This window comes from Dactylosporangium sp. NPDC000244 (genome assembly GCF_040300725.1).
Classification (GTDB): Bacteria; Actinomycetota; Actinomycetes; order Mycobacteriales; family Micromonosporaceae; genus Dactylosporangium.
The window spans coordinates 1-23,521 of the sequence record NZ_JBEPEH010000064.1; the positions used below are offsets into that span (position 1 = coordinate 1).

General features: G+C 72.7%; 18 protein-coding genes. 9 read left to right on the top strand and 9 right to left on the bottom strand.

What is annotated here, in order from left to right; translation table 11 throughout:
- Positions 1 to 591 precede the first annotated feature (591 nt).
- The gene (locus tag ABT369_RS53490; RefSeq protein ID WP_350625675.1) at positions 592 to 1,551 is read right to left on the bottom strand and encodes a ketopantoate reductase family protein; all 960 of its coding nucleotides are present in this window, start codon (positions 1,549 to 1,551) and stop codon (positions 592 to 594) included.
- Positions 1,552 to 1,716: 165 nt separating this feature from the next.
- Between ABT369_RS53490 and ABT369_RS53495 the strand changes: the two genes are divergently transcribed.
- Complete coding sequence (locus tag ABT369_RS53495) at positions 1,717 to 2,103, top strand: hypothetical protein (protein WP_350625677.1); 387 nt, start codon at positions 1,717 to 1,719, stop codon at positions 2,101 to 2,103.
- Positions 2,104 to 2,400: 297 nt separating this feature from the next.
- On the opposite strand, the gene ABT369_RS53500 is transcribed toward ABT369_RS53495, so the two are convergent.
- Together ABT369_RS53500 and ABT369_RS53505 are read right to left on the bottom strand one after the other, a co-directional pair.
- Positions 2,401 to 3,339: a M56 family metallopeptidase gene (locus ABT369_RS53500; protein WP_350625679.1), complete on the bottom strand. Its 939-nt coding sequence runs from the start codon at positions 3,337 to 3,339 to the stop codon at positions 2,401 to 2,403.
- On the bottom strand, positions 3,336 to 3,707 hold the full coding sequence (locus tag ABT369_RS53505; protein ID WP_350625681.1) for a BlaI/MecI/CopY family transcriptional regulator: 372 nt from the start codon (positions 3,705 to 3,707) through the stop codon (positions 3,336 to 3,338). Before ABT369_RS53505 ends, ABT369_RS53500 begins: the two co-directional genes overlap by 4 nt.
- A 132-nt stretch (positions 3,708 to 3,839) precedes the next feature.
- Here ABT369_RS53505 and ABT369_RS53510 point away from each other — a divergent pair, with 132 nt between their 5' ends.
- Positions 3,840 to 5,054: a pyridoxal phosphate-dependent aminotransferase gene (locus ABT369_RS53510; RefSeq protein WP_350625683.1), complete on the top strand. Its 1,215-nt coding sequence runs from the start codon at positions 3,840 to 3,842 to the stop codon at positions 5,052 to 5,054.
- 126 nt (positions 5,055 to 5,180) lie between these two features.
- Here the strand turns inward: ABT369_RS53510 and ABT369_RS53515 are convergent, their stop codons facing one another.
- Positions 5,181 to 6,062, bottom strand: a complete 882-nt coding sequence (locus ABT369_RS53515) for a PAC2 family protein (protein ID WP_350625685.1) — start codon at positions 6,060 to 6,062, stop codon at positions 5,181 to 5,183.
- 148 nt (positions 6,063 to 6,210) lie between these two features.
- On the opposite strand from ABT369_RS53515, the gene ABT369_RS53520 reads away from it, so the two are divergent.
- From ABT369_RS53520 to ABT369_RS53535, 4 genes are all read left to right on the top strand, one after another.
- Entirely contained in the window at positions 6,211 to 7,842 is a 1,632-nt protein-coding gene (locus ABT369_RS53520) for a glycosyltransferase family protein (protein WP_350625687.1), read from the top strand.
- A gap of 10 nt (positions 7,843 to 7,852) precedes the next feature.
- Complete coding sequence (gene metH / locus ABT369_RS53525; protein WP_350625689.1) at positions 7,853 to 11,365, top strand: methionine synthase; 3,513 nt, start codon at positions 7,853 to 7,855, stop codon at positions 11,363 to 11,365.
- Positions 11,366 to 11,505: 140 nt separating this feature from the next.
- Positions 11,506 to 12,300, top strand: coding sequence for a GntR family transcriptional regulator (locus ABT369_RS53530; RefSeq protein WP_350625691.1), 795 nt, complete (start codon positions 11,506 to 11,508; stop codon positions 12,298 to 12,300).
- A gap of 6 nt (positions 12,301 to 12,306) precedes the next feature.
- Positions 12,307 to 14,970 carry a helix-turn-helix transcriptional regulator gene (locus ABT369_RS53535; protein WP_350625693.1) on the top strand — a complete coding sequence of 888 codons (2,664 nt, stop codon included), beginning with the start codon at positions 12,307 to 12,309 and terminating at the stop codon, positions 14,968 to 14,970.
- On the opposite strand, the gene ABT369_RS53540 is transcribed toward ABT369_RS53535, so the two are convergent.
- The 4 genes from ABT369_RS53540 to ABT369_RS53555 form a co-directional block, all read right to left on the bottom strand.
- Positions 14,967 to 15,563 (bottom strand): YdeI/OmpD-associated family protein, encoded by a 597-nt coding sequence (locus ABT369_RS53540; RefSeq protein WP_350625695.1) that lies wholly within the window; start codon positions 15,561 to 15,563, stop codon positions 14,967 to 14,969. The two genes, ABT369_RS53535 and ABT369_RS53540, sit on opposite strands and share 4 nt — an antisense overlap.
- Before the next feature lie 55 nt (positions 15,564 to 15,618).
- Positions 15,619 to 17,277, bottom strand: a complete 1,659-nt coding sequence (gene mctP, locus ABT369_RS53545; protein WP_350625697.1) for a monocarboxylate uptake permease MctP — start codon at positions 17,275 to 17,277, stop codon at positions 15,619 to 15,621.
- A 6-nt stretch (positions 17,278 to 17,283) separates the two neighbouring features.
- Positions 17,284 to 17,502, bottom strand: coding sequence for a DUF3311 domain-containing protein (locus ABT369_RS53550; RefSeq protein WP_350625699.1), 219 nt, complete (start codon positions 17,500 to 17,502; stop codon positions 17,284 to 17,286).
- Between the two features lie 129 nt (positions 17,503 to 17,631).
- Entirely contained in the window at positions 17,632 to 18,546 is a 915-nt protein-coding gene (locus tag ABT369_RS53555; RefSeq protein WP_350625701.1) for a threonine ammonia-lyase, read from the bottom strand.
- A gap of 74 nt (positions 18,547 to 18,620) precedes the next feature.
- Between ABT369_RS53555 and ABT369_RS53560 the strand changes: the two genes are divergently transcribed.
- The 3 genes from ABT369_RS53560 (at position 18,621) to ABT369_RS53570 (ending at position 22,217) form a co-directional block, all read left to right on the top strand.
- Positions 18,621 to 19,520, top strand: a complete 900-nt coding sequence (locus ABT369_RS53560) for a LysR family transcriptional regulator (RefSeq protein WP_350625703.1) — start codon at positions 18,621 to 18,623, stop codon at positions 19,518 to 19,520.
- Between the two features lie 124 nt (positions 19,521 to 19,644).
- Complete coding sequence (locus tag ABT369_RS53565) at positions 19,645 to 21,414, top strand: 3-oxoacyl-[acyl-carrier-protein] synthase III C-terminal domain-containing protein (RefSeq protein ID WP_350625705.1); 1,770 nt, start codon at positions 19,645 to 19,647, stop codon at positions 21,412 to 21,414.
- Entirely contained in the window at positions 21,411 to 22,217 is an 807-nt protein-coding gene (locus tag ABT369_RS53570) for a DUF6999 family protein (RefSeq protein WP_350625707.1), read from the top strand. Before ABT369_RS53565 ends, ABT369_RS53570 begins: the two co-directional genes overlap by 4 nt.
- Here ABT369_RS53570 and mshC read toward each other — a convergent pair.
- On the bottom strand, positions 22,214 to 23,464 hold the full coding sequence (gene mshC, locus ABT369_RS53575) for a cysteine--1-D-myo-inosityl 2-amino-2-deoxy-alpha-D-glucopyranoside ligase (RefSeq protein WP_350625709.1): 1,251 nt from the start codon (positions 23,462 to 23,464) through the stop codon (positions 22,214 to 22,216). The genes ABT369_RS53570 and mshC overlap by 4 nt on opposite strands.
- Between the last annotated feature and the right edge of the window lie 57 nt (positions 23,465 to 23,521).

Consider the following 23,521-nt stretch of genomic DNA (forward strand, 5'->3'; position numbering starts at 1 on the left):
TTTGACTGGGCGCGGCTTGTGCGGCCCGCCCCGGCCGCGCCGTTCCCCTTGCCCGGCCGCGCCGCCGCCCGCGCGGGCGCAGCAGCCACCCGGCCCGGGCCGCATGGCGTTCGTACTTTTCGGATTTATCGTTGGCTGGGCGAGAAGTCCGACATGCTCCGCATGTCGGTTCCTGGGCGGCCGGGCGCGGGACGTGCGGCGTGGCGTTGGAGCGCGTGCGGGGCCGAGGCCGGGCACGCCGCAAATTGGCGCGTTCGACATGCGCGACGCGCGCGGCAGCGCGTGCAGCGCGTGCGCGACACGTGCGCGGCAGCGCGTCGGCCGTGCGCGTGCGGCATACGGCGCGTCCGGCGTGCGGGCCGTTCCGGGAAGGAGCAACCCGACGCCACCGCGCACGCCGACGCTGAGAACGCGACGCGGCAGCGCACGCCGACACAGCCGCAACCCCGGCACCGACGCCGATCCGACAGCGCGGCGCCACCGCACGTCGGCACGACCGCAGCCCCGATGCCGGCAACGCGATGTCACGGCGCATGCCGGCAGCGTCGCGGCGCCGGCCGCGGTGCGGACGAGGAGCGCGTTGCCAGGCGTTCAGGACTCGTTGATGGCGGCCAGGAGTTGCGCGGGGGTCAGGGCGCCGGGGGCCTTGGCGGTGCGGGCGGCGTCCACCACCAGGCGGCGGACCGTCTCGTTGGCCGGGGCCGGGACGCCGTGGAGGCGGCCCAGCAGGACGATCTCGCCGTTGAGGTAGTCGGCCTCGACCGTGCCCGTGCGCCGGGTCAGGCTCTGCCACGTCGAGCCGCCGCCGCGCATGCTGCCCGCCACCGGGACCAGCTGGAGGATGTCCCCGCGCCGGGCCTTGTCCTCCTCCAGGGTGGCGAAGTCGATGCCCGCGGCCCTCAGGACCGTCTCGCCCTCGGCGCGCAGGATCGCCGCGGGCTCGTCGGCGCCCTCGACCTGGCCGCACAGGGCCTCGACGGCATTGCCCAGGTTCATCAGCAGTTTCGCGTACTTCTGGCGCATGATGTCCGGCCGCGCCTGCGACACGAAGCCGGCCTTCGACAGGTGGGCGGCGATCTCCCGGCCGGTGTCGTCGACGCCGCCCGGGAAACGGCCGATGTCGAGGATGCCCGGCACCGGGGCGCACTGGGCCACGACCACGCCGGGCTCCAGGTGGGCCGACGGGAGCATGACGCAGATGGCGTACACGTCGGGGAACAGGCGCAGGGCGGCGCGCTCGTTGGCCACGCCGTTCTGCAGGCAGACGACGGGGACGTCGCGCGGGAGCTGTTCCAGGACCGCCTGGGTGTCGTTGCTCTTCACGGCCAGGACCGCCACGTCGCCGGGTTGCCAGTCGACCTCGGCCGGGGTGGCGTGGGCCGGCAGGTGGTGCCTCGAGTCGCCGCCGGCCTCGCGCAGCAGCAGGCCGTCGCGGCGGATGGCGTCCAGGTGGGGGCCGCGGGCGACCAGCGCCACGGGCGCGCCCGAGCCGGCCAGCCGGCCCGCGACCACGCCGCCGACCGCGCCCGCTCCGATGATCACGAATCGCACGCCCCCGACGGTACCCACTGAACCGGCCGCAGCCACGTACGACCGTCGTTCGTAGTGGGCAGCCCGGCTGGCACGAATGGGGGACTCCGTCTACGAGATTGGCTAGTAGTGTTCCTCGCATCTGATCCACCTCCCTTCAGCTACAGCACCGAGAGGAATACGACAATGAGCGAGTACGGCGACTTCTCCATGGGCCAGGAGTCCAGCGAGCTGGAGCAGCTGCACCAGGCCTCCGGCGGCGAGCAGGACTTCCAGTCGCAGTTCGGGGTGTTCGAGGCCGACCACTCGGCGGCCGAGTCGACCGACTTCGAGACCGGCCGGCACGTCGAGTTCGAGGGCGCGGACGGCACCCGCTTCGAGTCGACCGACTTCACCAACTACTCGCACGACACCGAGGAGTCGGACCACGTCTTCGCCGCCGAGGGCAGCGAGTCGATGCACAGCGCCCAGTTCTCCGAGATCGACGCGCTGCGCGCGCAGATGGGCAGCAGCTTCGCGCAGGGTACGCAGATCAGCACCGGCGGCGACGGGTTCTCGATCGCCGGAAACTGACGATCGTCGCGCCACGCGGGCGCCGTGCCGCATCAGCCCCGGCCGGCGTCCGCGCGGCGTTGCGTGACAACGCGACAAACAGGACCAGGAATCGACGACCGTCGCGCCGCGTTCCGCGCGACGAGCAGAACTGGGAACTGACGACTGTCCCGCCCGGCCGCATCAGCTCCGACCCGCGTCCGTGCCACGTTGCGCGACGGGCAGGAGTCGTGACGGTCCGTTCTTGCCACCGCGGAGGCCGGGATTCCTGGCGGGAGCGACGGTCCGCAGGTGACGCGGGCCCGAGCCATGAGCTTTCTACAACGCCAGGAGCGTGCGCTCCAGGATCGCCAGCACCGGCGGGGCGGTCAGGGTCGCGCCACAGAGCGTGACGATGGCGGCGCGCGGGAGCCGGCGCAGGGGGCGGGGCGGGTCCAGCAGGCGGTGCATCCGCTCCAGGGCGTCGCCGCCGTGCAGGGGCAGGCCGGGCGCCGGTCCCGCCGAGCCGGCCATCGCGGCCAGGGCCCGGGCCAGGTCCACGCGCCGGGCGGTCCGCGCCGCGGTGTCGTCCGCGCACAGCTCGACCAGGCGGTCGACCTGCCGCGCGCCGAGGCGGAAGCAGGGCGCCCACGGGAACGCCTGGGCCAGCATCCGCATCCAGCGGGTCGCCTCGAAGTGGCGGCCCTCGTGGTGGCCGCGCTCGTGGGCGAGGACGGCCGACAGCTCCGGCGCGGCCAGGCGGTCCACGGCGGCCGACGTGATGACGATGTCGGCGGCGCGCCCGGGCAGTCGCGGGCCGGGCACCAGGTAGGCGGCCGGCTCGGGGTGCGTCACCACGGTCGCGCCCGGCACCCGCTGGCCGGTCCCCGCGGCCCGCACGAGCAGCCGCAGCCGGCTGCGCAGCGTGCGATGGGTGGCGTACAGCCGCCCGGCGCTGAGCACCAGCCGCACCCCGAGCGCCAGCAGCACCACGAGCCCCGCGAACGCGATGGCCCGCGCGCGGTGGTGGTCGTGGCGGCCCAGGAGCGCGTCGAGGCACATGTGCCAGGCCCCGGCCGCGAGGTCGTGCGCGCAGTCCCAGTAGAGCAGCAGCGTCAGCGCGGCCAGCAGGGCCGAGGCCAGAATCGCGGCGCTCAGCACCAGCCAGGCCGCGACGCCCAGCCGCGGCGAGCGGGTCACCCATCCGGCCGCGGCCAGCCGCGGGGCGCCGAGCGCGGCCAGCGCCAGCGCGAACCCGACCAGCAGTAACGGGCTCATCGCCCGGCGATCTTGCGCTCGTACGTGCTCAGCGCCGCGCGCAGGGCCGCGGCCTCGTCGAGGGTCATCCGGCCGACGAAGTGCGTGAGGGCCTCGAGGCGGTCGCCACTGTCGACGAGGACCTCGTGCATGGTCTGGGCCACGTACTGGTCGCGGGTCAGGGCCGGGCTGTACCGGTAGGCGCGGCCGTCGGGCTCGCGGGTCAGCCAGCCCTTGCGGAAGAGGGTGTCGAGCACCGTCATCACCGTCGTGTACGCGAGCTCGCGGTGCCAGGTCAGCTCCGTCATCGCCTCCCGGACGGTGGTCGGCCGCTCGCGCTGCCACAGCAGCTCCATGAGCGCCGCTTCCAAGTCCCCGAACCCCTGCACCGCAGCCCCTCCCCTGGCCCGCCCAACTATCGCGAATCGTACCCACGGGCGGCCCGGGCGCCAGTCGGCCGCGGGGCCACATCCTGGGAAGTGGCTACCGTCGCGGTTGCCGGCGAGTCGTAGGGTGCCTGCATGCAGGTGACTCAGTCCGCGAAGCTGGCCAACGTCTGTTACGACATCCGCGGGCCGGTCATGGCCGCCGCCAAGCGCATGGAGGCCGACGGCCACCACATCCTCAAGCTCAACATCGGCAACCCGGCGCCGTTCGGCTTCGAGGCGCCCGAGGAGATCCTGCAGGACGTGATCCTCAACCTGCCGGCCGCGCACGGCTACGGGGACTCCAAGGGGCTGCTGTCGGCCCGGCGGGCCGTGGTGCAGTACTACCAGCAGAAGGACGTCACCGGCGTCGACATCGAGGACGTGTACCTGGGCAACGGCGTCTCCGAGCTCATCGTCATGTCGCTGCAGGCGCTGCTCGACAACGGCGACGAGGTGCTCATCCCCTCCCCCGACTACCCGCTGTGGACGGCGTCGGTGTCGCTGTGCGGGGGGCGGCCCGTGCACTACGTGTGCGACGAGTCCAACGACTGGATGCCCGACGTCGAGGACATCGCGGCCAAGGTGACCCCGCGCACCAAGGCGATCGTGGTCATCAACCCGAACAACCCGACCGGCGCGGTCTACAGCCGGCAGATGCTGGAGCGCATCGCCGAGGTCGCCCGGCGCCACGACCTCATCGTGTTCTCCGACGAGATCTACGACAAGATCCTCTTCGACGGCGCCGAGCACGTCTCGACCGCGGCCGTCGCGCCGGACCTGCTCACGATCACGTTCAACGGGCTGTCCAAGGCGTACCGGGTGGCCGGCTTCCGCACCGGCTGGATGGTCCTGGCCGGGCCGAAGGCGCACGCGACGAGCTACATCGAGGGCCTCGACATACTGGCCAACATGCGGCTGTGCCCGAACGTGCCGACCCAGCACGCGGTGCAGACGGCCCTGGGCGGCTACCAGTCGATCAACGACCTGGTCCTGCCCGGCGGGCGGCTCCTGGCACAGCGCGACATCGCCTGGAAGATGCTCAACGACATCCCGGGCGTGTCGTGCGTGAAGCCGCAGGGGGCGCTCTACATGTTCCCGCGCATCGACCCCGGGGTGCACCCGATCAAGGACGACCTGCGCTTCGCCCTGGACTTCCTGAAGGCGGAGAAGGTGCTGGTCGTGCAGGGCACCGGGTTCAACTGGCACCACCCGGACCACTTCCGCATCGTGACGCTGCCGCGGGTGGCCGACCTCGAGGACGCGGTGACGCGGCTCGGGCGGTTCCTGAGCACGTACGTGCAGGACTGACGCGGCTTTCCGGGCGCACGAGCGCCCGGAACTTCTCGTTCCGGACATGTCGCCCGGCGAGGGATAAGTCCGAAATGCCGGCCGGTTCGGCCGCGAAGCGGCCGACATTTCGTCAGCGGAAGCGGTCTACCAGGCCCCGGTCGCCGACGGGCCGGCCTGGCCGCCGCGGCGGCGCAGGTATTTCTCGAACTCCTGCGCGATCTCGTCGCCCGTCAGCGGCTGCAGCCCCGCGTCGCCGGAGCGCTCCTCCAGCTCCCGCACGTATTCGGCGAGCTCGGCGTCCTGCTCGGCGGCCTGCTTGAGCCGCTCCTCCCACTCCGCGGACTCCTTGGCCAGGTCGCCGGTCGGCACCGGCAGGTCCAGGATCTCCTCGAGGCGGTGCAGCAGCGCCAGGGTCGCCTTCGGGCACGGCGGGTTGTTCGCGTAGTGCGGCACGTGCACCCAGAACGACACGGCCTCGAGGTCGGCGCGCACGCTCGCGTCGTGCAGGACGCCCACGATGCCGGTCGGGCCCTCGTAGCGGGTCGGGATCAGGCCGAGGCGCTCGATCGTCTCGGCCGAGGCGCCGGACGGGGCCGAGCCGCTCACCGGCAGCGGCCGCGTGTACGGCACGTCGGCGAGCAGCGCCCCGAGCAGCACCACGCGGCTGACCTCGAGGGAGTGGCACACCTCGAGGACCTCCTCACAGAAGGTCCGCCAGCGCATGCTCGGCTCGATGCCGCGGATCAGCACGATGTCGCGCTCGGCGTCGGGCGGGCTCGCCACCGAGAAGCGGGTGGTCGGCCACTCGATGCGCCGCGTCTCCCCCTCGGACATCACGACCGTCGGCCGGTTGACCTGGAAGTCGTAGAAGTCCTCGGGGTCGAGCGAGGCGATGGTCTCGGCACCCCACTCCTGCTCGAGATGCTCGACCACGGCGGTCGACGCATCGGCGGCGTCGTTCCACCCTTCGAACGCGGCAATCGCGACAGGGGAGCGCAGCACGGGCAGGCCGTCGAACTCGGTCACGGGTCCCAGCCTACGTGGATGCCCGCGCAATGGCTTGTTGGCCGCGCTGGGGAACCCAGATGAGAGTGGATACCCACCGCCGCCGGCGCCGGGGTGAGATGTCACGCCCAGTAGCAGGGCACTCAAGATCTCTCGGTAGCATCCGGGAATGCGAAACGGTCGCAGGTCCTGGCTGCTCGCCTTCTCGGCGTTCTTCCTCGTGTTCGGTGCCTGGTGCTTCGCGGCCCCCTTCGACGGGCCGGCCGACGAGGTTCAGCACACCATCCGGGCCGCCGGGGTCGCCTCCTTCGACCCGGGGCAGATCTTCGCCCGGCCGGCGACCGTCCCGGACGCGTTCGAGAAGCCCGGGATGGGGGCCTACCAGCGCGTACCGGTCGGCATGGACGCCCACGCCGTGTGCTTCGGCTTCAAGCCCAACGTGTCGGCGGCCTGCGCCGAGGGGCTCAAGGGCGGCCCGATCGGCGAGGTCAGCACCAGCGCAGGGCGGTACAACCCGCTCTACTACTTCGCCGTCGGCGTGCCGCTGCGGCTGTGGCCGAACTGGGGCGGCCTGGTCGTCGCCCGGCTGATCAGCGCGGCGATCTGCGCGGCCCTGCTGGCCTCGGCGTTCGTGTCGCTGCTGCGCTGGTCGCGGTTCGGGCTGGCGGCGGCGGCGCTACTCGGCGTGGCCACCCCGATGCTGGCCCACCTGGCCGGCGGCGTGAACCCGAACTCGGTCGAGATCGCGGCCGGCATCGCGTTCTTCGCCGCGGGCATACCGCTGCTGCTGGAGCCGCCCGACCTGACGAACAAGCGCTCGCTCGTCACGCTGCTGGGCATCAGCGCGGTGCTGCTGCTGACCCTGCGCTCGGCCGGGCCCGCCTGGTTCGCGTTCGCGTTGTTCGCGCTCGCGGTGCCGGTGCGGTGGAAGTGGCTGCGGGAGTACTGGGGGCTGCTGCGCGTCAAGCTGTGGACCGGCGGCGTGATCCTCGCCGCGGTGCTGTCCGCCGCGTGGATCGTCGGCATGAAGACCGGCGAGCTCGTCCCGCCGCCGCCCGGGCTGTACCAGTACAAGACCGGCGAGGCCATCGCGATCTACGCGAACAGCTGGTGGGTGTACATCGAGGGCATGATCGGCGTCGCGGGCTGGTTCGACGTGCTCATGTGGGCGCCGTTCTACGTGGTCTGGGCGCTGCTCGTGGGCGGGCTGGTCTTCCTCGGCGGGATCTTCGGGGACTGGACGACGCGGTGGCGGTACCTCGTCATCCTCCTCGGCGGCGTCGCGCTGCCCGGCATGCTCCAGGTGAGCCAGGCCAACATGACCGGATTCATCATCAACGGGCGGTACATGCTGCCGCTGCTGGCCGGCCTGCCCCTGCTGGCCGCGTGGACGCTCGAACGGCGGCTGTTCGACGCCGGGCAGACCCGCACCCTGACCCGCACGATGATCATCTTCCTGCTGCCGATCCACTTCGTGCTGCTCGTCTGGGCGATGGTGCGCTGGCAGCGCGGCCTGCCCAACAACGCCGGCGTCGGCTGGTTCAACCCCCTCGCCGGCAAATGGCACCCGCCGACCGGCTCGATCACCCCGCTGCTGATCATGGGCGTGGCGCTCATCTTCCTGGCCGTGGTGTTCTGGCGCGTCCCCCACGAGGAGGCGCCGGCCGCCCAGCCGGCCCCGAAAAGTGATGCAGGCGGTGACCTCCTGACCACGGAGGTTCCCACCCAGCGGGAGATCAGTACCGATACGTGGCGGGAATCGCGTCTGCCCGGGGCGGATTCGACGCCGGGCGCCCGATAGCCTCTGGGGTATGCCGGATCTACTGAAGACCCTCGCTGAGCGCGTGCTCCTCGCCGACGGCGCGATGGGCACCATGCTCCAGGCGGCCGAGCTCACCCTCGACGACTTCGAGGGGCACGAGGGCTGCAACGAGGTGCTCAACGTGACCCGCCCCGACGTCGTGCGGCAGGTCCACGAGGAGTACTTCGCGGCCGGGTCCGACGCCGTCGAAACCAACACGTTCGGGGCGAACCTGGCCAACCTCGGCGAATACGGCATCGAGTCGCGCATCCGCGAGCTGTCCCAGGCCGGCGCCCGCCTCGCCCGCGAGGCCGCCGACGCCCACAGCACCCCCGAGCGGCCCCGGTTCGTACTCGGCTCGATCGGCCCCGGCACCAAGCTGCCCACGCTCGGCCATGCCCCCTTCGCCACCCTGCGCGACGCGTACTTCGACAACGCCGCCGGGCTCATCGAGGGCGGCGCCGACGCGCTGATCATCGAGACCTGCCAGGACCTGCTGCAGACCAAGGCGGCGATCATCGGCGCCCAGCGGGCCTTCGAGTCCACCGGGCTCACCGTGCCGATCATCTGCCACGTCACCGTCGAGACGACCGGCACCATGCTGCTCGGCTCGGAGATCGGCGCCGCGCTCACCGCCCTGGAGCCGCTCGGCATCGACCTCATCGGCCTCAACTGCGCCACCGGGCCCGCGGAGATGAGCGAGCATCTGCGGTACCTCGCCCAGCACGCCCGAATCCCCGTGTCGGTCATGCCCAACGCCGGCCTGCCCCAGCTGACCGCGAACGGCGCCTACTACCCGCTCACCCCGGACGAGCTCGCCGAGGCGCTGCAGCGTTTCGTGCTCGACTACGGCGCCGGGCTCGTCGGCGGCTGCTGCGGCACGACCCCCGCCCACATCAACGCCGTCGCGAACCGGCTCGGCGCCCAGCACCCGGTCACCCGCCACCCGCAGATCGAGCCGGGCATCGCCAGCATCTACCACCACGTGCCGTTCCACCAGGACGCCAGCGTGCTCATGGTCGGCGAGCGGACCAACGCCAACGGTTCCAAGGCGTTCCGCGAGGCGATGCTCGCCGCCGACTACCAGACCTGCCTCGAGATCGCCCGCCAGCAGGCCCGCGACGGCTCGCACATGCTCGACCTCAACGTCGACTACGTCGGCCGCGACGGCGCCCAGGACATGCGCGAGCTCGCCGGCCGCTTCGCCACCGCCTCCACCCTGCCGATCATGCTCGACTCCACCGAGCCCGAGGTCATCGAGGCCGGCCTGGAGATGCTCGGCGGCCGCTGCATCGTCAACTCCGTCAACTTCGAGGACGGCGACGGCCCCGGCTCCCGCTACGCCCGGATGATGCCGCTGGTCCAGGAGCACGGCGCCGCCGTCGTCGCGCTCACCATCGACGAGGAGGGCCAGGCCCGCACCGCCGAGTGGAAGGTCCGCGTCGCCGCCCGCCTCATCGACGACCTCACCACGAAGTGGGGCATGCACGTCTCCGACATCCTCGTGGACTGCCTGACCTTCCCGATCACCACGGGCCAGGAGGAGGTCCGGCGCGACGGCATCGAGACGATCGAGGCGATCCGGGAGATTACCCGGCTGTACCCCGGGATCAACTTCACCCTGGGCATCTCCAACGTCTCGTTCGGCATCAACCCGGCCGCGCGCCAGGTGCTCAACTCGGTCTTCCTGCACGAGTGCCAGGAGGCCGGCCTCACCAGCGCCATCGTGCACGCGTCGAAGATCCTGCCGATGAGCCGCATCCCCGACGAGCAGCGCGAGGTCGCCCTCGACCTCGTCTACGACCGCCGCCGCGAGGGCTACGACCCGCTGCAGCGCTTCATCGAGCTCTTCGAGGGCGTCGACGTCGCCTCGGCCAAGGCGTCCCGCGCCGAGGAACTCGCCGCGCTGCCGCTCGAGGAGCGGCTCAAGCGGCGGATCATCGACGGCGAGCGCAACGGCCTCGAGGATGACCTTCTTTCCGCATTGCAAGAGCGAAGTGCGTTGTCGATCATCAACGACGTCCTCCTCGACGGCATGAAGACCGTCGGCGAGCTCTTCGGCTCCGGGCAGATGCAGCTGCCGTTCGTGCTGCAGTCCGCCGAGGTGATGAAGACGGCCGTCGCCTACCTCGAACCGCACATGGAGAAGTCCGAGGACGACGCCGGCAAGGGCCGCATCGTGCTGGCCACCGTCAAGGGCGACGTACACGACATCGGCAAGAACCTCGTCGACATCATCCTGTCCAACAACGGGTACGAGGTCGTCAACATCGGCATCAAGCAGCCGATCTCCGCGATCATCGAGGCCGCCGAGGAGAAGCAGGCCGACGCGATCGGCATGTCCGGCCTCCTCGTCAAGTCCACGGTGATCATGAAGGAGAACCTGGAGGAGATGAACACCCGCGGCGTCGCCGAACGCTGGCCGGTGCTGCTCGGCGGGGCCGCCCTCACCCGCGCCTACGTCGAGGACGACCTGCGCGCCCTCTACCACGGCGACGTGCACTACGCCCGCGACGCCTTCGAGGGCCTCGCCCTCATGGACCGGGTCATGACCGCCAAGCGCGGCGGCGCCCCCGTCATCGACGCCGAGCGCGAGGCCGCCCTGGCCGCCCGCCGGGAGCGCCGCGCCCGCACCGTCGAGGTCCGCGAGGACCTGCCGGCGCTGGACGACGCCTCGGTGAAATCCGACATCGACTACACCGCGCCGGTGCCGGTGGCCCCGTTCCTCGGCACCCGGGTCGTCAAGGGCATCCCCCTCGCCGACTACGCGGCCCTGCTCGACGAGCGGGCCACCTTCCTCGGCCAGTGGGGCCTGCGCGGCGCCCGCGGCGGCACCGGCCCCTCCTACGAGGAGCTGGTCGAGACCGAGGGCCGGCCCCGGCTGCGGTACTGGATGGACCGCCTCGCCTCCGACCGGGTCCTCGAGGCCGCGGTCGTCTATGGGTACTTCCCCTGCTACTCCGAGGGCAACGACCTCGTCGTGCTCGACGAGAACGGCCACAGCGAGCGGGCCCGGTTCTCCTTCCCGCGCCAGCGCCGCGACCGCCGCCTGTGCATCGCCGACTTCTTCAAGCCCCGCGACGCCGGCGAGCTCGACGTCATCGGCATGCAGCTGGTCACCGTCGGCCAGCCGGTGTCGGACTACACCGCGAAGCTCTTCGCCGAGAACGCCTACCGCGACTATCTCGAGGTGCACGGCCTGTCGGTGCAGCTGACCGAGGCCCTGGCCGAGTACTGGCACCGGCGCGTGCGCGAGGAGCTCGTCCTGCCCGGCGACCGCCCGATGGCCGACGAGGACCCGAAGGACCTCGACGGGCTGCTGCGCACCGAGTTCCGCGGCTGCCGGTACAGCTTCGGCTACCCGGCCTGCCCCGACCTGGAGGACCGCGCGAAGACGGTCGCCCTGCTGCGGCCGGACCGCATCGGGGTCTCGCTGTCGGAGGAGTTCCAGCTGGTGCCGGAGCAGGCTACCGACGCGATCATCGTGCACCACCCCGACGCGTCGTACTTCAACGCCAAGTAGCACCAGCCCTTTTCGAAGCCGACGCGCCCGGGGTCCACCGCGACCCCGGGCGCGTCGGCTGCTCGGGCGATTGCCGTTGCCGCGAGTCAGTTCACTCGAACACGTTGCGCACGGCATCCTAGGAGGCTAGGTTGAGCCCTATGACCATCAACCCGGGGGCGGCGGAGTTCCCGCATCGGCAGATCGGCGCCCAGATCCGCGCGCAGATCCAGCGCGGCGACTGGGCCCCCGGCGAGCGACTGCCGTCGATCCCAGCCCTGGCCGCGCAGTACGGCGTGGCCAAGCAGACGGTCCAGCGCACCATCGACCAGCTGCGCATCGAGGGCCTGCTGATCACCCGGCCGGGCTCGGGCACGTTCGTGCGCGGCACCAAGCGCCGGATGAACCGGCTCTCCCGCGGCCGCTACGGTTCCCAGCGCGGCTACCACGCGGAGCTCGCCGCGCGGTACCGTCAGCATCTCATGATCGTCGCGCAGCTGCCGGCCCCCGCGGACGTGGCCGAGGCGTTCGGCCTCGACGCGGGCGCGCCGCTGCTCGTGCGGCGGCACCTGGTGCGCACCGGTGACTCCCCGGTCGAGGTCGGCGCCTCCTGGTTCCGCCCCAACGACGTGCGCGGGACGTCGATCGAGCGCCCCGACGTGTTCGACCGGCCGCTGTTCCAGGAGGTCGAGGAGGAGCTCGGCCGCCGCTACGCCAGCGCCCGCGACCAGGTCAGTGCCCGGCTGCCGTCGCGGGAGGAGGCGGAGCTGCTGCAGATCCGGCCCGACACGCCGGTCCTGGTGCTGCTGCACGTGGCCTACGACGACGACCACAAGGTCATCGAGGTCGCCCAGGCGGCCTGGCCCGGCCCGATGACCCAGCTGACCGAGGAGTACCGCATCCCGGCCCCCCGCCCCGGCCTGCCCGACGACGAGCCCGGCCTGGCGCTGGGCTGACCACGAGTGCTGGTCGGACGCGATTCGCAGTGGGCGCGGCTGCACGCCGTGCTGCGCTCGGCCGCCCGCGACCAGGGCGGCGGACTGGTGCTGCGCGGCGAGGCCGGCATCGGCAAGACGGCGCTGCTGGCCCAGGCGGCCGACACGGCCCGGGCCGAGGGAATGCGGGTCGTCACGGCGGCCGGGGTCCAGGCCGAGGCCCGGATCCCCTACGCGGTCATCCACCAGTTGCTGCGCCAGGTCGGGGTGCGCTTCGACCCGGACGGGGAGTCCTCGCCGTACCGGATCGGCATGCGGGCCCTCGACCGGCTCGGGGACCTCGGCGAGCCGGTCCTGCTCGCCGTCGAGGACGCGCACTGGGCCGACGCGCCGAGCTGGGATGCGCTGACGTTCCTGGGCCGCCGCCTGGAGTCCGACCGGATCGCGCTGGTGATGACGATCCGCGACGGCGATGACGTCGAGCGGCGCCTGGCCGCCGCCGGGCTGCCCGAGATCCGGCTCGACCCGCTCGGGCCGGAGCCCGCCGCGGAGCTGCTCGACCGGATCGTCCCCGGCCTCTCCCCCGCCCTGCGGGCCCGGGTCCTCGACGGGGCGGCCGGCAACCCGCTCGGCCTGGTCGAGCTGGGCGAGGCCGCGGCCCGCTCCGGGGCCGCCGCGCTGCTGCCGGCCGCGCTGCCGCTGAGCACCCGGGTCGAGCGGACGTTCTCGGCCCTGGTCGCCGAGCTGCCGGAGCCGACCCGGGCCCTGCTGCTGACCGCCGCGCTCGACGACGGCGACGCGCTGGACGAGGTGACGGCCGCGACCGCGATCGTCTGCGGGCGGCCGGTCACGGGGGCCGACGCGGAGCCGGCGGTGAGTACGCGGCTGATGGCCGTCGATGAGCAGTACCGAATCCAGTTCCGTCATCCCCTGCTGCGCTCGGCGCTGGCGGGATCGGCCGCGGCGGAGGTGCGCCGGGCCACCCACGCCGCGCTGGCCCGGGTGCTCGCGGCCGAGCCGGACCGCCAGATCTGGCATCGCGCCGCGGCCGCCGCCGGCCCGGACGAGGCGATCGCGCGGGACCTGGCCAAGACCGCGATCCGGGCCCACCGCAGCCAGGCCGCCGGGGTCGCGCAGGCCGCGCTGGAACGGGCCGCGCAGCTCAGCGAGGACCACACCGAGCGCGTCCTGCGGCTGCTCTGGGCCGCGGAGATGGCCAGTCAGCAGGGCGACGGCGACACCGTGCGGCGGCTGCTGGCCCAGGTCGGCTCCGAGGAGCTGCAACCGGCCCACCGGGCGCGCTACTCGTGGCTGCACGAGTCCTTCGCCGGCGCGGGCTTCACCGGCACCACCCGGCTCGGGGTGTACCTCGATCTCATCGACGACATGCGCCGGACCGGCGACGCCAACCTCGCCCTGAGCTCGCTGATCGACCTGAGCCTGCGCATGCACTGGTCCAACCCGGGCGACGCGCTGCGCCGGCGCTACGTCGAGATCGCCGAGGCGCTCGACACGCCCGGCGACGACTACCGGGCCCTGGCCGCGATGGCCACCGCCGCCCCGATCGAGTGCGGCGTGGCGAGTCTGGAGCGGCTCGAGCGGCTGCGCCACCGGGTCGGCCTGAGCGCGGTGGCGCTGAGCGAGCTCGGCGTCGCGGCCTCCGGCGTCGGCGCGTTCCCGCTGTCGAATCACCTGCTGATCCCGAGCATCGCCGACCTCAGCCGGCAGGGCCGGCTGGGCCTGCTGGTGCACGTGCTCAACAGCCTCGCCTTCAACGCGGCCGCCCTGGGCGACGCCCGCTCCGCGCTGCGGCACGCCGAGGAGACGGTGAGCCTGGCCGCGGAGATCGGCCTGGGACAGGTCGGGCTGACCGGCCGGCTCAGCCTGGCGATGGCCGCGGCCCTGCGCGGCGACGGCGAGCGGGCCCGCGCGCTGGCCGACGGGGCCGAGGCGGTGTTCATCGCGGCCGGCACGCATCCGCTCGTGTCGCAGGTCCTGCGCGTGCGCGGCGTCGAGGCCCTGGCCGCCGGGCGCGCCGAGGAGGCGTTCCGCGAGCTGCGGCGCATGTTCGACCCGGCCGATCCCGCGTACCACCCGTACCTACGCCTTACCGCCGTCGGCCACCTCGCCGAGGCGGCCCTGCTCGCGGGCCTGCGGGCCGAGCTGGCCCCGGTCGTCGCGGACCTGGAGCCGGTGGCCGAGCAATGCCGCAACCCCGCGCTGCTGGCCGGGCTGCACTACGCCCGCGAGGTCCTGGCCGACGACCCCGCCACCCGGCCCGGCGACGACGCCGGGCCGGACCTCGCCGCGTGGCCGTTCGAGCGGGCCCGGCTGGCGCTGACCCGCGGGACCCGCCTGCGCCGCGGCCGGCAGAACCTCGAGTCCCGGCCGCACCTGCGGGGGGCGGCGGCCACGTTCGACGCGCTCGGAGCGACGCCGTGGGCGGACCGGGCGCGGGCCGAGCTGCGGGCCTCGGGCGAGTCGCTGCGCCGGCCGGTCGACGCGACGGCCGCCCTCACCGAGCACGAGCTGCAGGTCGCGCACCTGGCCGCGGCCGGGCTGAGCAACCGCGAGATCGGCGAGCGGCTGTTCCTGTCGCCGCGGACGATCTCCACCCACCTGTACCACATCTTCCCCAAGCTCGGCGTGAGGTCGCGGGGCGAGCTGGCCAAGGTGCTGCTGGATCCCTAGACCGGCTTGGCCTTCTGGGGCTGGAAGGTCTCGTGGCGGGCCAGCATCGCCACGAACTCGGCGATCTTCCGCTCGCGGGTCTCGGCCCGCTTGACGGCGTTGAGGCGGTAGATGAGCGCGAACCGGTTCGCCTTGGTGAGCACGTCGAACATGGCCTGGGCGGCCGGCGCCGCGGCGATCGCGGCCAGGAGATCGGCCGGTACCTCGGCCTCCGACGGCGGGGCGTAGGCGGCCGCCCACCGCCCGTCGGCCTTGGCCGCGTCCACCGCCGCGCGGCCCGCCGGTCGCATCCGGCCCTGCTCCTCGAGCCGGGCCACGTGCCCGACGTTGCGCTGCGACCAGGAGCTGCGGGCGGTACGCGGCGTGAAGCGGATCCAGGAGTGCTGCTCGTCGCCCTTGCGCGCCTGCCCGTCGATCCAGCCGACGCACAGCGCCTCGTCCACCGCCTGCTGCCAGGTCAGCGTGGTGATCGTCCCGCCCTTGCGGGTCAGGGCCAGCCAGACCCCCGCCGACACCGCGTGGTGCTCGGCCAGCCACGCCCGCAACGCCTCGGCGTCGGCGACGATCAGCTCCTGCAGTTGCGCTCCCGGCATCCCTGCAGGCTAGCGGCGCCGGCCACGGATCTCCGCGACCGGCGCCACACCTTCCTCAGGTGATCGGGTCCGGGGCGGCCGTCGCGGCCGGGGCCGGGGACGTGGGGGCGTCGGAGATGCGCGGGTCGCCCTCGTCGGCGAAGTAGTCCTCGCGCGTGGTGTCGTCGCCGCCGTCCGTCACCGAGGAGGCGCGCAGGATCAGGGTCACGATCGCGGCCACGGCCAGGTTGACGATCACCGCCACGAAGCCGACGTAGATGGTCTTCTTGGTGTCGAAGCCCCACTCGCTCAGCGGGAAGGCCGAGCCCGCGAAGTGCCGGTGCGTGGTCGGGTTCACCACCTTGTAGAGCATCCACAGGCCCAGGCCCATGCCGGCGACCCAGCCCGCGACCAGGGCGCCGCGGTGGAACCAGCGGGTGAACAGGCCCAGGGCCACCGCCGGGAGGGTCTGCAGGATGATGACGCCGCCGATGAGCTGCAGGTCGATCGAGAACTGCGGGTCGATGAAGACGACGAAGAGCAGGGCGCCGAACTTGACCAGCAGGCTCATCACCTTGGAGACCGTGGCCTCCTGGGCGGGCGTGGCGTCGCGCTTGAAGTACTCGCGGTAGATGTTGCGCGTGAAGAGGTTCGCGGCGGCGATGGACATGATGGCCGCCGGGACCAGGGCGCCGATGCCGACGGCGGCGTAGGCGACGCCCGCGAACCAGTCCGGGAAGATCTTGTCGAACAGCAGCGGTACCACGGTGTTGTTGTCGTTGGTGCCGTTGGCGTTCTTCAGCGGGGTCACGCCCGCGGCGATGGCCGCGAATCCGAGCAGCGCGATGAGGCCGAGCAGGAAGCTGTACGCCGGCAGCGCCGACATGTTCCGCTTGATCACGTCGCGGTTCTTGCTGGCGAGCACGCCGGTGATGCTGTGCGGGTACAGGAACAGGGCCAGCGCCGAGCCGAGGGCCAGCGTGAAGTACTGGATCTGGTTGTCGCCGGTGAGCAGGATGCCGTCGGCGGGCGACGGTGTCTTGGCGAACTTCGCGTCCGCGGCGTCGAAGATCGCGCCCCAGCCGCCGAGCTTCGCGGGCAGGTAGAAGACCGCGACCAGGATGACGACGTAGATCAGGATGTCCTTCACGAACGCGATCAGCGCCGGGGCGCGCAGGCCGCTGGAGTACGTGTAGGCGGCCAGGATCGCGAAGGCGATGATGATCGGCAGGTGCCGGGCCAGCGTGCCGGACCCGGTGACGCCCATCGTCTTGAGCACCGACTCGATGCCGACGAGCTGCAGCGCGATGTACGGCATCGTCGCCACGATCCCGGTGATCGCGATGACCAGGGCGAGCGTGGGCGACTGGAACCGGGCCCGCACGAAGTCGGCCGGGGTGACGAACCCGTGCCGGTGCGACACCGACCACATCCGCACCAGGACGAGGAACACGAGCGGGTAGATGATCACCGTGTACGGCACCGCGAAGAAGCCCGCCGCGCCCGAGGCGAACAGCAGGGCGGGCACGGCGACGAACGTGTAGGCGGTGTACAGGTCGCCGCCGACCAGGAACCAGGTGACCCAGCCGCCGAAGCTGCGGCCGCCGAGTCCCCACTCGTCGAGATGGTTGAGCGTGTCGGGGCGCCGCCAGCGGGCCGCGACGAAGCCCATCGCGCTCACGGCGAGGAACAGCACGACGAAGATGACGATCTCGGTGACATGATCACGCCACATGGCCGCTCACCGCCGCTTCGTCATCTGGTAGACGAGCGTGGTCACGCCGACGCCCAGCAGGATGAAGGCCAGCTGGAGCCAGTAGAACCGGGGGAAGCCGAGGATGCGGGGTCCGTCGGCGTTGAACACGAAAGTCAGCAGCGGTACCACGATCGGGATGAACAGCAGCCAGTTCCACGGGCTGCGGTCACTCGCCGGGGCCTTCCGCTCTTCAGGACCGGTCATGGCAGACCTCTCCTTCGACGGGGGTGTCCGGACCTGGGCGGCAGGTCCGTAATGATCGACGTAACCTGATCCCTGCCGCTCCCCGAGGGCCCGCGGGCCGCGAATCGGCGAGCGGTACGAACGATGCGCCTAACGGGCAAGCTCCAATTCGGACGCGTTGGCCCCCGTGACGACCACCCCGACGGCTGAGCCCATGAGCCCGGGCCGCGCGAGCACCGCCGCGAGGGCCGCCGCGCCCGCGCCCTCGGCCTGGGTGCCGGCGAGCCGGGCGAGCAGCCGCCGCGCGTCGCCGATGGCCGCGTCGCCGAGCAGGACGAAGTCGGCGAGGTGCTCGCGGAGGATCGCCTGCGGGCCGGCGAAGCCCCGCCCGGTGGCCAGTCCGTCGATCTCGGTGAGGTTTGCGCGGTACTGGCACGTGCCCGCCCGCCACGAGTCGTGCGCGGCGGGCGCGGCCTGGGACTGGACCGCGATCACCCGGCAGCCGGGCGCGAGCGCGGCGGCGACGAGGCAGGCGGCCGCGGCGCCGGTGCCCGAGCCGACGGGGACGACGAGCGTGTCGAGGTAGGGGTGGCGTTCGAGGAGCTCGCAGTACAGCGTGGCGACCCCGGCGATGAGGGCCGGCTCGTCGCCGGGGCTGACCAGGCGGCCCGGCAGGGTCCCGGCGTACTCCTCGGCGTCGCCCATGTTCGCGCCGTGGCGCACGACCGTCGCGCCCAGCGCCTCGACGGCCCGGACGCGCAGCTCGGCGGCGTGCTCGGGCATGACGATCGTGGCCTCGCGGCCGTACTCGCGCGCGGCGTACGCGATCGCCCGGGCGTGGTTGCCGGTGGAGTAGGTGACGATCGGGTCGTCGCCGTCGAGGGTCGCGAGGAGGTTCAGGGCGCCACGGACCTTGAAGGCGCCGGTGGGCTGGGCGTTGTCGTGCTTGACGACGACGCGGCGGCCGGCGGCCTCGTCCAGCAGCGGGTAGGACCAGGACGGGGTGGGCGGGAGGTGGCGGGTGACGATCTTCCGGGCCTCGAGCACGTCGCGCATGGTGAGCATGGGGTGAGCTTTCACCGGTACGACATATTGGTCCAATGCTTGTTCGACCGCTTTCTCATAGACATCATTGATGTGTGCTCGATGTGACGCGCCTGCGGGTGCTCGTGGCGGTGGCCCGGCACGGGTCGGTGACGGCGGCGGCCGAGGCGCTGCACTATGCGCAGCCGTCGGTGAGCCACCACCTCGCCCGGCTGGAGGCGGAGACCGGGGCGCAGCTGCTGCAGCGGGCCGGCCGCGGGGTGCGGCTGACGCCGGCCGGGCGGCTGCTGGCCGAGCGGGGCGAGGAGATCCTGGGCCGCCTCGACGCGGCGGAGGCGGAGCTGGCCGAGCTCAGCGGCCTGCGGGCGGGGCGAGTGCGGCTGGCGGCGTTCCCGTCGGCGCTGGGGTCGTTCGTGCCGCGCGCGGCGGCCCGGTTCACGGCCGCGCATCCGGACGTGGTGCTCGAGTTCGTGGAGGCGGAACCGCCGGCGGCTTTGGCCCTGCTGCGCACCGGGGAGGCCGACCTCGCCGTGGTGTTCGACTACGGCTCCACCGACGGCTCCGCCGACCGCGAGGTGCGGCTGACGCCGCTGTTCACCGAGGGTCTGCACCTGGTGACGAGGCCCGGCGCCGAGGGGCCGCTCGAGTCCTTCGCGCGCGCCCGGTGGATCGCGGGGTGCGCGCGGTGCCGGGAGAGCCTGGTGCGACGGTGCGCGGCGGCCGGGTTCGTGCCGGACATCGCGTTCACGACCGACGACTACGTCGCGGTGCAGGCGCTGGTCGCGGCCGGGCTGGGCGTGACGATCCTGCCGTCGCTGGCCTTGCGGGCGCACCGCTCGGCGTCCGTGTCGACGGCACCGCTGGCGGGCGAGGGGCGGCGGGTGAGCGCGGCGGCGTACGGTGTTCCCCCGGACCCACCCGCAACCGCGCGCCTCCTGGAGTTCCTGGTCACCACGGGTGACGAGGAAATGCGGGGAGTGACGACGGAAACGTGAATTTATCTCACGGGTGTATGGTGTCAAGAAGACGGAACGGCCACCACAACTAGGTAATCCGACTCACGGCGGCTGAGTTGCGCGGCGGATCCGATCTCCTCCCGGCCCGGCTGGAATGTTCCGCATGGGACAGACGGTCTACATCACAGGGTGCGGGTCGTTCCTGCCGGGAGCGCCGGTCGGCAACGACGAGATCGCGGACCGGCTCGGCGGCTCGGATCGGGCCACGGCCCGGCGGCGGGCGCGGGTGCTCGCGGCCAACGGGATTCGGCAGCGGTACTACGCGGTCGGCTCGTCATCCGGCGGCGCGGAGGCGGACGGTGAGCTTGACGGGACGCGGGAAGGGTTAGGCAACCGCGAGGCCGGACCGGGGCTGAGCAACGAGGAGCTCGCCGCCGCGGCGGTCGAGCGGGCCGTCAAGGACGCCGGGCTCGCGCTGGGCGAGATCGGGATGCTCGCGACCGGCACGACGATGGGCGACCAGCTCGTGCCCGGGTTCGCCGCGATGGTGCACGGGCGCGTCGGCGGCGGGCCGATGGAGCTGCTCAGCGCGGGCGGGGTCTGCGCCTCCGGGATGGCCGCGCTCAAGGCGGCCGCCGCGACCGTGGCGCTCGGGGAGCACGACGCGGCCGTCGTGGTCGGGTCGGAGCTCGTCAGCCGCGTGCTGGCCGAGCCGCGGTTCGGGGCCGGCGGGCGGGTCACGGCCGACGCCGAGTTCCTGCGGTGGACGCTCTCCGACGGGGCCGGGGCCGTCGTGCTGTCGTCGCGGCCGCGCACCGATCGGGCCAGCCTGCGGGTCGAGTGGGTGCGCAGCGTGTCGTACGCGCACGAGTATCCGGCCTGCATGCGCGCCGGCGAGGGGTGGCTCGACGCCGCCAGCGCCGCCGAGGCCGAGGCGGCGGGGGCGTTGCGGCTGCGGCAGGACGTCGGCGGGCTGCCCGGGCTGGTGCGGCTGGGAGTCGAGCAGCTGCGCGAACTCGTTGACATCCGAACGATCGATCACGCGCTGGTGCACTACTCGGCGAACACCTTCCGAGACCGGATATTTCGTGAAATGCCGGAAATCGCCGCCATCTGCTTCAGCAACCTCGACCAGTGCGGCAACACCGGCGCGGCCAGCATCTTCGTCATGCTCGAGGAGGCCTGGCGCACGCAGAAGTTCAAGCCGGGGGACAGAATTCTGCTCGCCGTGCCCGAATCCGGGCGGTTCACGATCGCGTTCGCGCTGCTCACCTGCGTCGGGCCGGCCCAGCTGCTCGACGACCTCGCCGAGGTCTGGGGCGAGCTCGAAGAGCGGCTTGCCGGCGTCCCGCTGGTCCGCCGGATCGAGGACGGCACGGCCACGATCAGCGACTATCGTGCCCTGCTCGTCAACCTCCGCCAGCAGGTGGTCGAGGGCGGGCGGTGGATCTCGCGGGCCGCCTCCAGCTTCTCGGCCGAGCGGTTCGAGCTGCGCAGCGCCGCGATCCGGCACGCCGCCGAGGAGCACCGGGACTTCCGGTTGCTCGAGCGCGACTTCGTCGCCGTCGGCGGGGACCTCGCCGAGATCACGGCGGCCGCCAAGAACCCGGGGTCCGAGGCGTTGTCCGCGTTCATCCTGCAGCAGGCCTCGCTGCCCGATCCGGTCGACCTGCTCGGCGCGATGTTCGTGATCGAGGGGCTGGGCGGCGTCAAGGCGCTCGGGTGGGCGCGGATGCTGCAGGAGCGGCTGGGGCTCACCGACGAGCAGGTGAGCTTTCTGCGGTACCACGGGCAGCACGACGGCGACCACCTGAGCGAGATGCATCGGCTGCTCGGCCCGGTCATGGCCGATCCCGCCGACTGTGCGCGGATCGTGCGCACGGCCCGGATCACGGCGCGGCTGTACGCCCTGCAGCTCGAGGAGATCCAGTGACCGACGACGGGATCTGGGACGAGCTGGCCGCCCGGGAGCCGATGGACCCGGCCACGCTCCGGCTCGTCATCGAGGACCAGCGGTCGGCGTCGCGGCGGTGGCTGTACCCCCTCCTGCGCCCCGTCTGCGGCGTGCTCGTCGCGGTCGTCGTCGTGGTGCGCCGGCTCGTGCCCGGGCGGCTCACCGCGCACGGGCTCATGGACGCGCTGTGCGTGTGGTTCCTGCGCCGGTGTGTCAGCCCGGCCGCGGGTGAGCTGCTCGTGCGGCACTTCATCGTCGAGACGAACCTGCTCGTGTTCGTCGCGCGCAACACCGGCCAGCCGCACGAGGTGACGCTGCGGCCGCGGGCGCTGCGCGAGCTCGGCGACCGCGCGGTCATCGAGCACGACGCGAACGTGTACGAGGTGCTCAAGGCCGTCGGGCAACGCCGGTCCGCGCTCGACACGAGCATGCTGAGCGTCGGGCCGGTCGACGCCGAGCCGGGCACCCGCCGGATCATGCGCCTGGACATCCAGTCGGCGCTGTGCCTGATGAACATCCCGTTCGCGTTGTGCCTGAGCGCGGCCGAGTACCGGCGGGCCGTGCACTCGCTGCGCCTCGACGCGCACCTCATGGCCGTGCTCGCCGACGTCACCGGCGATCCGGTGTTCCGCACCTGGGCGCCGGCGGGCGTCGCGGTGCGGGTCGACAGCCGGCTCGACGTGCCGCGGGCGGTCTATGAGCACGCGGTCGTCTGCGAGTACGCCCACGAGAGGTTGCGGCGGCCGGCCACCGTCCGACTGGTGGCCGGCGCCGCCGGCTAGAGGCGGACGCCCAGCAGGGCGTCGACCGCGGAGGCCATGATCGCCGGGGCCTCGCGGTCGTCGCCCGCGTCGGCGAGCGTCGCGTCGACCCAGGCGTCGACGGCGGCGAGGGCGCCGGGCGCGTCGAGGTCGTCTCCGAGGCGCTCGCGCAGCTGGGCGACGAGCTCCGCGCCCGACGGGCCGATGCCGGCCCGGGCGGCCTCGCGCCAGCGCGACAGGCGCTGCTGGCCGGCCTTGAGGACGTCGTCGGTCCACATGCGGTCGTTGCGGTAGTGGTCGGCGAGCAGGGCCAGGCGCACCGCCATCGGGTCGACGCCGTCGCCGCGCAGGCGGGACACGAAGACGAGGTTGCCCTTGCTCTTGGACATCTTCTCGCCCTCGAGGCCGATCATGCCCGCGTGCACGTAGTGGGTCGCGAACGGCGCCTTGCCGGAGAGGGCCTCGCCGTGGGCGGCGGAACACTCGTGGTGCGGGAAGAGCAGGTCGTTGCCGCCGCCCTGCACGTCGATGGTGTCGCCGAGCAGGCTCTGGGCGATGACCGTGCACTCGATGTGCCAGCCGGGGCGGCCGGGGCCGAGCTCGCCGCCGTTCCAGGCCGGCTCGCCGTCGCGGGCGCCGCGCCACAGCAGCGGGTCGAGCGGGTCGCGCTTGCCGGGGCGCTGCGGGTCGCCGCCGCGCTCGGCCGCCAGGCGCAGCATCTCGGTGCGGGACAGGTTGGACTCGGAGCCGAACCCGGGCGCCGTGGCGACGGAGAAGTACACGTCGCCGGTGCCGTCCTCGAGGGCGTAGGCGTGGCCGGAGGCGATGAGCGAGGCGACCTTGCGGGCGATCTGCGGGATGGACTCGACCGCGCCGACGTACCGCTTCGGCGGGATGATCCGCAGCGCCTCCATGTCCTCGCGGAACAGCGCCGTCTCGCGCATGGCGAGCACGATCCAGTCCTCGCCGTCGCGCTCGGCCCGCTCCAGCAGCGGGTCGTCGACGTCGGTGACGTTCTGGACGTAGTCGACCTCGTGCCCGGCGTCGCGCCACACCCGGTTGGCCAGGTCGAACGCGATCATCGTGGCCGCGTGCCCCAGGTGGGTGGCGTCGTAGGGGGTGATGCCGCAGACGTACATGGTCGCGGGGCGGCCGTCGAGCTCGACGGGGGCGATCTCCCGGCGCGCCGAGTCGAACAGGGCGAGCGGCGCGGCATCGCCGGCGGGGCGGGGCAGCGTGGGCAGCGCCGGTGCGGTCCAGGAGTCCATGACCAACAGCGTATCCGGGCTCACGCTTCCCGAGGGATGTGACGATCGTTGCCCTTG

Excerpts from the sequence above, each read along its gene's own strand:
- ABT369_RS53555 (WP_350625701.1), bottom strand. The coding sequence starts at position 18,546 with ATGCTCACCATGCGCGACGTGCTCGAGGCCCGGAAGATCGTCACCCGC.
- ABT369_RS53550 (WP_350625699.1), bottom strand. The coding sequence starts at position 17,502 with ATGACCGGTCCTGAAGAGCGGAAGGCCCCGGCGAGTGACCGCAGCCCG.
- mshC (WP_350625709.1), bottom strand. The coding sequence starts at position 23,464 with ATGGACTCCTGGACCGCACCGGCGCTGCCCACGCTGCCCCGCCCCGCC.
- ABT369_RS53540 (WP_350625695.1), bottom strand. The coding sequence starts at position 15,563 with ATGCCGGGAGCGCAACTGCAGGAGCTGATCGTCGCCGACGCCGAGGCG.
- metH (WP_350625689.1), top strand. The coding sequence starts at position 7,853 with ATGCCGGATCTACTGAAGACCCTCGCTGAGCGCGTGCTCCTCGCCGAC.
- mctP (WP_350625697.1), bottom strand. The coding sequence starts at position 17,277 with ATGTGGCGTGATCATGTCACCGAGATCGTCATCTTCGTCGTGCTGTTC.
- ABT369_RS53500 (WP_350625679.1), bottom strand. The coding sequence starts at position 3,339 with ATGAGCCCGTTACTGCTGGTCGGGTTCGCGCTGGCGCTGGCCGCGCTC.
- ABT369_RS53565 (WP_350625705.1), top strand. The coding sequence starts at position 19,645 with ATGGGACAGACGGTCTACATCACAGGGTGCGGGTCGTTCCTGCCGGGA.
- ABT369_RS53495 (WP_350625677.1), top strand. The coding sequence starts at position 1,717 with ATGAGCGAGTACGGCGACTTCTCCATGGGCCAGGAGTCCAGCGAGCTG.
- ABT369_RS53510 (WP_350625683.1), top strand. The coding sequence starts at position 3,840 with ATGCAGGTGACTCAGTCCGCGAAGCTGGCCAACGTCTGTTACGACATC.
- ABT369_RS53520 (WP_350625687.1), top strand. The coding sequence starts at position 6,211 with ATGCGAAACGGTCGCAGGTCCTGGCTGCTCGCCTTCTCGGCGTTCTTC.
- ABT369_RS53530 (WP_350625691.1), top strand. The coding sequence starts at position 11,506 with ATGACCATCAACCCGGGGGCGGCGGAGTTCCCGCATCGGCAGATCGGC.